This is a genomic window from uncultured Methylibium sp., assembly GCF_902826655.1.
GTDB lineage: Bacteria > Pseudomonadota > Gammaproteobacteria > Burkholderiales > Burkholderiaceae_C > Methylibium.
The window spans coordinates 1-10499 of record NZ_CADEFR010000088.1; the positions used below are offsets into that span (position 1 = coordinate 1).

General features: G+C 72.2%; 8 protein-coding genes and 1 pseudogene. 6 read left to right on the forward strand and 3 right to left on the reverse strand.

The genetic code is table 11. From position 1 onward, the window contains the following. Window positions 1-232 (reverse strand): annotated as a pseudogene (gene glyA / locus QZV97_RS19320) (serine hydroxymethyltransferase); the annotation flags it as partial. A 215-nt stretch (window positions 233-447) separates the two neighbouring features. On the opposite strand from glyA, the gene QZV97_RS19325 reads away from it, so the two are divergent. The 5 genes from QZV97_RS19325 to QZV97_RS19345 all read left to right on the forward strand — a co-directional run bounded on the left by QZV97_RS19325 (window position 448) and on the right by QZV97_RS19345 (window position 6436). After that, window positions 448-1713 (forward strand): glycerate kinase, encoded by a 1266-nt coding sequence (locus QZV97_RS19325; protein ID WP_295646604.1) that lies wholly within the window; start codon window positions 448-450, stop codon window positions 1711-1713. 40 nt (window positions 1714-1753) lie between these two features. Next, window positions 1754-3439: a formate--tetrahydrofolate ligase gene (locus tag QZV97_RS19330; RefSeq protein WP_295646608.1), complete on the forward strand. Its 1686-nt coding sequence runs from the start codon at window positions 1754-1756 to the stop codon at window positions 3437-3439. 23 nt (window positions 3440-3462) lie between these two features. Next, on the forward strand, window positions 3463-4857 hold the full coding sequence (gene folC, locus QZV97_RS19335; protein WP_295646611.1) for a bifunctional tetrahydrofolate synthase/dihydrofolate synthase: 1395 nt from the start codon (window positions 3463-3465) through the stop codon (window positions 4855-4857). Window positions 4858-4931: 74 nt separating this feature from the next. Beyond that, window positions 4932-5807: a transglutaminase family protein gene (locus QZV97_RS19340; RefSeq protein WP_295646613.1), complete on the forward strand. Its 876-nt coding sequence runs from the start codon at window positions 4932-4934 to the stop codon at window positions 5805-5807. Further along, the gene (locus QZV97_RS19345; protein ID WP_295646616.1) at window positions 5804-6436 is read left to right on the forward strand and encodes a DUF2238 domain-containing protein; all 633 of its coding nucleotides are present in this window, start codon (window positions 5804-5806) and stop codon (window positions 6434-6436) included. The genes QZV97_RS19340 and QZV97_RS19345 overlap by 4 nt, the downstream gene beginning before the upstream one ends. 156 nt (window positions 6437-6592) lie before the next feature. On the opposite strand, the gene QZV97_RS19350 is transcribed toward QZV97_RS19345, so the two are convergent. Beyond that, window positions 6593-7912 (reverse strand): S8/S53 family peptidase, encoded by a 1320-nt coding sequence (locus tag QZV97_RS19350; protein WP_295646619.1) that lies wholly within the window; start codon window positions 7910-7912, stop codon window positions 6593-6595. Window positions 7913-8002: 90 nt separating this feature from the next. Here QZV97_RS19350 and QZV97_RS19355 point away from each other — a divergent pair, with 90 nt between their 5' ends. Beyond that, on the forward strand, window positions 8003-9097 hold the full coding sequence (locus QZV97_RS19355; RefSeq protein WP_295646622.1) for a crosslink repair DNA glycosylase YcaQ family protein: 1095 nt from the start codon (window positions 8003-8005) through the stop codon (window positions 9095-9097). A 3-nt stretch (window positions 9098-9100) separates the two neighbouring features. Here the strand turns inward: QZV97_RS19355 and QZV97_RS19360 are convergent. Beyond that, window positions 9101-10499 (reverse strand): peptide chain release factor 3 (locus QZV97_RS19360; protein ID WP_295646625.1); only part of this gene is annotated, 1399 nt, incomplete at its 5' end.

Sequence of the window (10499 nt, forward strand, 5' to 3'; positions counted from 1 at the left end):
CCAGCTGCTCGGCGACGTCGACGTGCTCGCAGCCGCCGTAGTAGCGCTTGCCCGGGTAACCCTCGGCGTACTTGTTGGTCAGCACCGAGCCCTGGATGCGCATCACGTTCGGGCTGACGTAGTTCTCGGACGCGATCAGCTCGACGTGATCCTCCTGGCGGTGCAGCTCCTGGGCCATGGCGCGGGCCAGCTCGGGGTCGGCGTCGGCGAGTCGCAGGTCAAGGTCGAACACGGTGGTCTCCAGCGGTTGATTCGGAAGCTTCGCGATGCCGTGCTTGCAGCGCCGCGAACCGTGAAATCAGTCTAGGAGCGAGGGCCGGAAATGACTCATTAGTCTTTTTAGGCCGGTCCCACAGAAAGACCAATAAGCGCCACGGCGGCCGCGCCTAACATCGCCTGACCGCGCCGGCCTGCCCGGCATCCCGACGACCCTCTCGGCCACCCCCGATGTCCTCCGCGAACGGTTTCTCCCTGCTCCGCCAGATGTTCGACGCCGCCGTCGCCGCGGCCGCGCCGGCGCTGTGCATGGCCCCGCACCTGCCCCCGCCGCCGCGCGGCCGCACCCTGGTCATCGGCGCCGGCAAGGCTGCGGCCTCGATGGCGCAGGCGCTCGAGGCCCTGTGGCCCGAGGACCTGGAGGGCATGGTCGTCACCCGCTACGGCCACCGCGTGCCGACGGCGCGCATCGAGGTCGTCGAGGCCGCGCACCCGGTGCCCGACGCCGCCGGCCGCGCTGCGGCCGCGCGCATGCTCAAGATGGTGCAGGGCCTGCACGAGGACGACCTCGTGATCTGCCTGATCTCCGGCGGCGGCTCCTCGCTGCTGGCGCTGCCGGCCGAGGGCCTGACGCTCGAGGACAAGCAGCAGGTCAACCGCGCGCTGCTCAAGAGCGGCGCCAACATCACCGAGATGAACTGCGTGCGCAAGCACCTGTCGGCCATCAAGGGCGGCCGCCTGGCCGCGGCCTGCGCGCCGGCCCAGGTGCTGACGCTCACCATCTCCGACGTGCCCGGCGACGACCCCTCCGTCATCGCCTCGGGTCCCACGGTGGCCGACGCGACGACCTGCGCCGACGCGCTGGCCATCCTGGCCAAATATGCAATCACAGAGCCGAAAGCCGCGATCGATTACATCCGCCGCAGCCACGACGAGACCCCGAAACCCGGCGATCCGCGGCTCGCTCGGGCCCGCCAGGTGATGATCGCCACGCCCCAGATGTCGCTGGAAGCGGCCGCCGACGTGGCGCGCGCCGCCGGCGTGACGCCGCTGATCCTGGGCAACGCGCTGGAAGGCGAGGCACGCGAGATGGCGATGGTCCATGCCGGCATCGCCCGCCAGGTGCTGCGCCACGGCCAGCCGGCGGCCGCGCCCTGCGTGCTGCTGTCGGGCGGCGAAGGCACGGTCACCGTGCGCGGCCAGGGCCGCGGCGGGCGCAACGCCGAGTTCCTGCTGGCGCTGGCCGTGGCACTGGACGGCGAGCCGCGCATCCACGCGATCGCCTGCGACACCGACGGCATCGACGGCACCGAGGACAACGCCGGCGCGCTGCTCGGCCCCGACACGCTGGCCCGCGCCCGCGTCCAGGGCCTGCATGCGCCGGCCTTCCTGGCCAACAACGACGGCTATTCCTACTTCTCGGCGCTGGGCGACCTGGTCGTCACCGGCCCGACGATGACCAACGTCAACGACTTCCGCGCGATCCTGATCCGCTGAAGCCGGGCCCTTCACCCACTACACACAGCAGAGACAAGCCATGGCCTCCGACATCGAAATCGCCCAAGCCGCCACCCTGCAGCGCATCACCCAGGTCGCGGCCGACAAGCTCGGCATCGGCGACGAGCACCTGGAGCCCTACGGCCACACCAAGGCCAAGATCTCGCTCGACTACATCGACTCGCTGAAGGACAAGCCCAACGGCAAGCTGATCCTCGTCACCGCGATCAGCCCGACGCCGGCCGGCGAAGGCAAGACGACCACCACGGTGGGCCTGGGCGACGCGCTCAACCGCATCGGCAAGAAGACCCTGGTGTGCCTGCGCGAGCCCTCGCTGGGCCCGGTGTTCGGCATGAAGGGCGGCGCGGCCGGCGGCGGCCACGCCCAGGTGGTGCCGATGGAGGACATCAACCTCCACTTCACCGGCGACTTCAACGCCATCCAGCTGGCCAACAACCTGCTGGCCGCGATGCTGGACAACCACATCCACCACGGCAACGAGCTGAACATCGACGTGCGGCGCATCGCTTGGAAGCGCGTGCTCGACATGAACGACCGCGCGCTGCGCGACATCACCTGCTCGCTCGGCGGCCCCGGCAACGGCTACCCGCGCGAAGACGGCTTCGACATCGTCGTGGCCTCCGAGGTGATGGCGATCTTCTGCCTGGCGACCTCGATCAAGGACCTGAAGGAGCGCCTGGGCAACATCGTCGTCGGCTACACCAAGGACCAGAAGCCGGTGACGGCGCGCGACCTCAAGGCGCACGGCGCGATGACGGTGCTGCTGAAGGACGCGCTCAAGCCCAACCTCGTGCAAACCCTTGAGAACAATCCAGCGATCCTGCACGGCGGCCCGTTCGCCAACATCGCCCACGGCTGCAACTCGGTGATCGCGACGCAGACCAGTCTCAAGCTCGCCGACTACGTCGTCACCGAGGCCGGCTTCGGCGCTGACCTGGGCGCCGAGAAGTTCATCGACATCAAGTGCCGCAAGTCGGGCCTGCGCCCCGACGCGGTGGTGCTGGTGGCGACCATCCGCGCGCTCAAGTTCCACGGCGGCGTCGACGTGAAGTCGCTCAACACCGAGAACCTCGACGCGCTGGAGAAGGGCATCGCCAACATCGAGCGCCACGTGCAGAACATCCGCGAGCACTACGGCCTGCCCTGCGTGGTCTCGATCAACAACTTCACCTTCGACACGCCGGCCGAGCTGAAGCTGCTGCAGGACAAGATGGCGAAGCACGAGGTGCCCGTCATCGTGGCCCGCCACTGGGCCGAAGGCGGCAAGGGCGCCGAGGACGTGGCCCGCGCGGTGGTGGACATCGTCGAGGGCCGCGGCCAGAAGACCAAGGGCTTCCAGTTCGTCTACGACGAGTCGCTGCCGCTGATGGACAAGATCACCGCGATCGCGACCAAGATCTACGGCGCCGCACGCGTCACCGCCAGCAGCAAGGTCGCCGGCGAGATCAAGAAGCTGCAGGAGGCCGGCTACGGCCACTACCCGGTGTGCGTGGCCAAGACGCAGTACTCGTTCTCGACCGACGCCAACGCCAAGGGCGCGCCCAGCGGCCACACGCTGGACATCCGCGAGGTGCGGCTCGCGGCCGGCGCCGAGTTCATCGTGATGGTCTGCGGCGACATCATGACCATGCCGGGCCTGCCCAAGGTTCCGTCGGCCGAGAAGATCGACCTCGACGACGACGGCAAGGTGGTCGGCCTGTTCTGAGCCACCGCGCTGGAACGCCTGCCATGAGCGCCACGGTGAAGAGCCTGCTGGCCGCGGCGCGCACGCCGCTGACGCTGGTGCCTGCGGCCGGCAGCGGCGCGGCGGCGACGCCGCGCGCGCGCCGCCCGGTGCGCAGCGTCGACCTGGCCGGCTGGCTGGCCTTCGCCGACGGCCTGCACGCGCAGACCATCGACATGGGGCTGGACCGGGTGGTCGCGGTGCGCGACGCGCTCGCCCTGAAGCCGGCCTTCCCGGTCATCACCGTGGCCGGCACCAACGGCAAGGGTTCGACCTGCGCGATGCTCGAGGCGATGCTGGCCGAAGCCGGCTACCGCGTCGGCGTCTACACCTCGCCCCACCTGGTGCGCTACAACGAGCGCGTGCGCATCGCCGGCGCGCCGGCCAGCGACGCGTTGCTGAGCGCGGGCTTCGCCCAGGTCGACGGTGCGCGCGGCGACATCCCGCTGACGCCCTTCGAGTTCGGCACGCTGGCGGCGATGTGCGTGTTCACCGAGGCCGATCTCGACGTCGCGGTGCTCGAGGTGGGGCTGGGCGGGCGGCTCGACGCGGTCAATGCCTTCGACGCCGACTGCAGCATCGTCACCAGCATCGGCATCGATCACGTCGACTACCTGGGCCCGACGCGAGAGCTGATCGGGCGCGAGAAGGCCGGGGTCTTCCGCGCCCAGCGGCCCGCCGTCTGTGCCGACCCGGACCCGCCGGTCACGATCGCGCAGGAGGCGCTGCGCGTCGGCGCGCGCCTGCTGCAGAGCGGCCGCGACTACCGCATCGCGCGCCACGCCGCGCACTGGACCCTGACGCGGCCCGGTCGCGAATGGCGCGACCTGCCGCGCCCGGCGCTGGCCGGCGCGGTGCAGATCGACAACGCCGCGGCCTGCCTGATGGCGCTGGACGCGCTGTCCGCGCGCCTGCCGGTGAGCGAAGCCGAGTGCCGGCTCGGCCTGCAGCAGGTGCGCCTGGCGGCGCGCTTCCAGCGCTGGCGGCCGGCGGCCGACGGTCCGGAAGTCGTGCTCGACGTCGCCCACAACCCGCACGCCGCCGAGCGCCTGGCCGCCACGCTGGCCGATGGCCCGCCGCGCGGACGCACGCTGGCCGTCTTCGCGATGCTGCGCGACAAGGACATCCCCGGCACGGCGCGCGCGCTCGAGGGCCGCGTCGACGCCTGGTTCGTCGCCGGCCTCGCCGAGAAGCGCGGCAGCACCGCCGCCGAGATGGCCGCCGCGCTCGATGCGGCCCGGGTCCCCGTCGGCGTGCGCCTGTGCGCGACGCCGCTCGACGCCTGGCACCAGGCGCTGGCCGCCGCCGGCGCCGACGATCGCGTGCTGGTGTTCGGCTCCTTCGCCACGGTGGGCGCCGTGCTGCGCGAGCTGGAAGCCGGCGGCGCGCGTCCCGCCTGAACGCGGCGTCGTCCTACGTCGCATCGGCCGCGGTTCCGATGGCGCGCAGGCCGCGCCCCGGGCCCAATCGTCCGATGACTGCCCAGTTCACCGCTGTCACCGCCCCCGCCTCGCCCGCCAGCGTCGCGCGGGACCTGCCGCACGAGTGCGCGTTCCGCGTCGACTGCGAACTCGTCTACGAGGTCACCGGCCCGACCGACTTCGTGTTCCTGCTGCACGCGCTCGACAAGGGCGAGCAGCGCGTCGCCGGCGAGTCGATCGACTTCCACACCCGCACGCCCTTCCACGTCTTCGCCGACCCGACCCAGGGCCATCGCTTCACGCGCGTGCATGTCGAGTCGGGCTCGCTGCGGCTGCTGTACCGCGCGCTGGTCAGGAAGCGACTGCCGGCGCGCGACCTCCATGCCCCGGAGCATCCGATCCACGAGCTGCCCGACCATGTGCTGCACAACCTGGCGCCCACGCGCTACTGCGAGTCCGACCTGCTGGGCCGCGCGGCGTACAAGCTGTTCGGCGAGCTGCCGCCCGGCCACGGCCGGGTCCAGGCGATCGCCGACTGGATCCACGACAACGTGGAGTACGCCATCGGCTCGACCGGCCCCACCACGACGGCGCGCGAGGTCTTCGTGCAGCGCGCCGGCGTGTGCCGCGACTTCGCGCACCTGGGCGTGACCTTCTGCCGCGCGCTCAACATCCCGGCACGGCTGGCGGTCGGCTATGCGCGCTTCGAGGAACCGCCGCCCGACTTCCACGCGATGTTCGAGGCCTGGCTGGGCCGTCGCTGGGTGCTGTTCGACCCGACGCGGCTCACGCCGGCCGACGAGCTGATCCGCATCGCCAGCGGCCGCGACGCCAAGGACGTGGCCTTCGCGACGCTGTTCGGTCCCGGCCGCATGCTGAGCATGAACCCGCGCGTCGAAGTCGTGGGGTCTGGCAGCATCGGTGCATGACGACCGCGACGCTGTCGGCCCGGGGCCTGTGGATCTACGCCGCCGCCGTGCTGGCGCTGGTGGCGGTGTCGGGCATCCGGCCCCACGAGACCGGCACCTGGCTCATGGAAGTGGCGCCGGTGCTGATCGCGCTGCCGCTGCTGCTGGCGACGCGCCGGCGCTTCCCGCTGACGATGCTGGTCTACGTGCTGATCGCGCTGCACTGCGCGGTGCTGGCGCTGGGCGGCCACTACACCTACGCGCGCGTGCCGCTGGGCTTCTGGATGCAGGACATGTTCGGCTTCGAGCGCAACCACTACGACCGCATCGGCCACCTGATGCAGGGTTTCGTGCCGGCGATGATCGCGCGCGAGATCCTGCTGCGGCTGACGCCGCTGCAGCGGGGCGGCTGGCTGTTCACGCTGGTCACCGCGGTCGCGCTGGCGATCAGCGCGCTGTACGAGCTGATCGAATGGGGCGCCGCGGCCGCGCTCGGCGCGGGTGCCGACGACTTCCTCGGCACCCAGGGTGACCCCTTCGACACGCAGAAGGACATGTTCTGCGCCTGGCTCGGCGCGATGGCCGCGCAAGGGCTGCTGGCGCGCTGGCACGACCGGCAGCTGCGGGCGCTGGACGCGTCGCCCCGGTGACACCCAAGTAGGGAGCGCTTCCCGCACCGCGGCACGGCCCGCGGGCCTAGGATCGATTCCGTCCCTCGGACAAAGCCGGTCCACCCGGAACGGTCATCGTCATCTCGCCCGGTGCCACGCCAATGGCCCCGGGCGTTTTTTTGCGCGCCTCCGCGGTCAGGCCGGAGGCTGCCGCTGCAGGCCGGCGGCGGCCGGCAGCGGTGCCGCCAGCAGCGCCTCGATGTCGAGGATGCCGCTGCCGAAGGCGCCGGGCTGCCAGGGAACGCCCGGCGGCAGCCTGGCCGTGGCGCGCGCCAGCGTCGCGAAGGCCTCGACACGCTGCCAGGGCTGCGGGCAGGCCGCGGCCAGCGCGTCGCGGTGCTGCCGCAGCCACAGCGCCGCCGCGCCGCTGACCAGCGCCGACGCGTAGGACGTGCCGTCCCCGCCGCCGCCGTAGCCGAAGCCGCCGCCGGCCGAGGTGTTGGCGCGGCGCAGATCGGCGGCCGGCGCGCTGAAGTCCACCTCGGGGCCGAAGCTGCTGTTGGTCCACGGGCGCCCGGCGTCCGTCACGCCGGCGATCGCCAGCGCGCGGTTCAGCCGCGCCGGCGCGACCACCGGATCGACGTAGTTGCCGGCCGCGCAGACGACGATGACACCGGCCTCGTAGGCGCGGTCGATCGCGCGCTTGAGCTCGCCGACCACCACCGCGAGCGCGATGCCCAGGCTGACGTTGACGACGCCGGCGCCGGCCGCGACCAGGTGGTCCAGCGCCTGCGCGAACTCGCGCTGCGCGTGGTTGATGATCACCGAATCGGTGATGCGCACCGGCAGCAGCGGCACGCACGGCGCCGCACCGTGGAAGGCCCCGCCGGGCGCGCCCGGGGCGTGGCCGCAGATCGTCGCGCCGATGCGCGTGCCGTGGCCGGCGTTGGGCCCCTGCAGGTTGTCCTGGCCGGGGCCCAGCTCGGCCGGGAACATCGACACCTCGCCCTGCGGCGGCGACGGGAAGAAGCTCGCGGCGCGCGCCGTGTCGACCCAGCTCGTGCCGCCGAAGCCGAAGGCCGGGTGGCGCGTGTAGCCGGTGTCGATCTGGCCGACGAGCACGCCGCCCCAGTCGATCGCGCCGGCCCCACCCAGCCGCGCCCAGGCCTGCGGGGCCCGGACCATCGCGAGGTGCCAGTCGACACCCGGCGCCGCCGAGGCCGGGCGCAGCACCGGGCGCTCGGGCAGCAGCCACTCGTCGCGCTGGCGCAGCACGGCGATCGTCTCCTCGTCGGTCAGCGGCTTGATGTCCGCGACGCCCAGCACCTGCAGCAGCGGGCCGGCGCCGATGTGCGGGTACTCGATCTCGAGCGCGCGCACCAGCGGCCCGCGGATCAGCGCCTGGCGTGCGCCGAAGGGCGTGAGCCGCACGTCCAGGCCGGGCAGGTAGCGGCGCAGGCGCCGCTCGACCTCGGCGGTGGAGCGGCCATCGGTGGTCAGGGCGAAGTTGCTCATCGGAGTCTCCTGCTGCGGCCCCGGTTATAGCGAGCGCGGCGACATCGCGCCTCCCCAGCTTGATCGACGCGCTGCGGCATCATCGACGGCATGCCGGCCCCGACCCTCGACGACCTGCGGCGCCACGCCGTCGCACGCAGCCTGTTCGCCCCCACCACGCTGCCGCGCGCCATCGACCGCCTGGGCTTCGTGCAGGCCGATCCGATCCGCGCGCCGGCGCGCGCCCAGGACCTGATGCTGCGCCACCGGGTGCGCGACTACCGCGCCGGCGACCTGGAGCGGCGCTATGCGCGGCTGGCGATCGAGGAGGACTTCTTCGTCAACTACGGTTTCGTGCCGCGCGCGACGCATCACCTGATGCACCCGCGCACCGCACGACGCACCTGGACCCCCGCACGCTGGAAGCAGGCGCACGCGGTGCTGGACTTCGTGCGCGAGCGCGGCGTGGTGCATCCGCGCGAGGTCGACGCGGCCTTCGCGCACGGCAAGACGCTCAACTGGTTCGGCGGCTCGTCGAACGCCAGCACCGAGCTGCTCGACGGCATGCACTACCGCGGCCTGCTGCGCGTGGCGCGGCGCGAGAGCGGCACGCGGCTGTACGCGCCGCGCGAGGCGACACCGGCCGCCGCCGACCCGCAGGCGGCACTCGATGCGCTGCTCGACGTCGCCATCGCGCACTACGCGCCGCTGCCGACCGCACGCATCGGCTTCCTGCTCAGCGGCCTGAGCCTCGGCGGCACACCGCAGTGGCGCGCCGACCGCGCGTCCGCGCTGGCGCGCGCGAAGCAGCGGCTGGCGCGCGCCACGGTGGACGGCATCGACTGGGCCTGGCCCGCGGACGAGAAGCCGGCCTCGAGCCGCTGGCGGGTCGACGATCAGGTGCGCCTGCTGGCGCCCTTCGACCCCACGGTCTGGGATCGCCGCCGTTTCGAGCTCTTCTGGGGCTGGGCCTACCGCTTCGAGGCCTACACGCCGGCGCCGAAGCGCCAGCTCGGCTACTACGCGCTGCCGCTGCTGTGGCGCGACCGGGTGGTCGGCTGGGCCAATGTCGCCAACACGCCGCGCGGGCCGCAGGCAAGCTTCGGCTACGTGGCCGGGCGCGCGCCGCGAGAAGCCGTGTTCAAGCGCGAGCTGGAGGCCGAGCTCGATCGGCTGCGCGCCTTCCTGGCCCCCGACACGCCCTAGGGCCTAGGCCGAAGGCTGCAGCGCCAGGCCGGCGTGCTCGCGCAGCGGGTGGAACACCACCCTGGGATGCCGCTCCTGCGTGAGCCGCAGGTCGTAGGGCGAGGTCATCAGGTAGGCCAGCGTGTCGGCCGCGTCGAGCGCCAGCTTGCTGGCCGCCTCGTCGGTGAACTTGCGCATCGCCGCGTCGTCGTCGCAGGTGACCCAGCGCGCGCCGTGGAAGCGGCTGCCGGTCAGGCGCACGTCGACGCTGTACTCGGCCTTCAGGCGGTGCTGCACCACCTCGAACTGCAGCTGCCCGACGGCGCCCAGCAGCATCGCGCCGCCCACCGTCGGGCGGAAGACCTGGATCGCGCCCTCCTCGCCCAGCTGCATCAGGCCCTGCTGCAGCTGCTTGCTCTTCATCGGATTGGCCAGCTCGACGGTCTGGAAGAGCTCCGGCGCGAAGAACGGCAGGCCGGTGTAGGTGCCGAAGCTCGTCGGCGCGTCGGCGTCGGTGATGGTGTCGCCGAGCTGCACGCCGCCGTGCGTGGTGAAGCCGATGATGTCGCCGGCGTAGGCCTCCTCGACCGCCTCGCGGCGCTGCGACAGGAAGGTGACCACCGAGGTCGGCCGCAGCTCCTTGGAGGTGCGCTGCACGCGCAGCTTCATGCCCGACTCGTAGCGGCCGGAGTTGACGCGCACGAAGGCGATGCGGTCGCGGTGCGAGGGGTCCATGTTGGCCTGCACCTTGAACACCACGCCCGAGAAGCCGGCCGAGGCCGGCGGGATCTCGACATCGCTGCCGTCGGCCTGGGTGACGTGGCGCGAGGCCGGCGGCGGCGCCAGGTCGACCAGCGCGTCCAGCACCTCCTGCACGCCGAAGTTGTTGACGCCGGAGCCGAAGAACACCGGCGTCTGCTTCGCGCCGACGAAGGCGGCCGCGTCGAAGGCCGGCGCGGCCTCGGTCAGCAGCTCGATGTGGCCCTCGGCCTGCTCGTAGTCGTGGCCGAAGCGCGCACGCAGCGTGTCGCGCTCGGCCAGGGGCACGATCTCGTCGTTGTCCTCGACCCGCTTGTCCGAGCCCGCCTTGAAGAGCCGCATCTGCTGCTTGCGCAGGTCGACGATGCCGGTGAAGGCCTTGCCCTGCCCCACCGGCCAGGTCATGGGCACGCAGGGCATGCCCAGCTCCTGCTCGATCTCGTCGAGCAGCGCCAGCGGCTCCTTGCCCTCGCGGTCCATCTTGTTGACGAAGGTGATGATGGGCGTGTCGCGCTGGCGGCAGACCTCGATCAGCCGCCGCGTCTGCGGCTCCACGCCGTTGGCCGCGTCGATCACCATCAGCGCCGAGTCCACCGCGGTCAGCACGCGGTAGGTGTCCTCGGAGAAGTCCTTGTGGCCCGGCGTGTCCAGCAGGTTGATCACG

What these genes read in the sequence shown, in the direction of transcription:
- folC (WP_295646611.1), top strand. Translation starts at nt 3,463, where the DNA reads ATGAGCGCCACGGTGAAGAGCCTGCTGGCCGCGGCGCGCACGCCGCTG.
- QZV97_RS19345 (WP_295646616.1), top strand. Translation starts at nt 5,804, where the DNA reads ATGACGACCGCGACGCTGTCGGCCCGGGGCCTGTGGATCTACGCCGCC.
- QZV97_RS19340 (WP_295646613.1), top strand. Translation starts at nt 4,932, where the DNA reads ATGACTGCCCAGTTCACCGCTGTCACCGCCCCCGCCTCGCCCGCCAGC.
- QZV97_RS19325 (WP_295646604.1), top strand. Translation starts at nt 448, where the DNA reads ATGTCCTCCGCGAACGGTTTCTCCCTGCTCCGCCAGATGTTCGACGCC.
- QZV97_RS19355 (WP_295646622.1), top strand. Translation starts at nt 8,003, where the DNA reads ATGCCGGCCCCGACCCTCGACGACCTGCGGCGCCACGCCGTCGCACGC.
- QZV97_RS19330 (WP_295646608.1), top strand. Translation starts at nt 1,754, where the DNA reads ATGGCCTCCGACATCGAAATCGCCCAAGCCGCCACCCTGCAGCGCATC.
- QZV97_RS19350 (WP_295646619.1), bottom strand. Translation starts at nt 7,912, where the DNA reads ATGAGCAACTTCGCCCTGACCACCGATGGCCGCTCCACCGCCGAGGTC.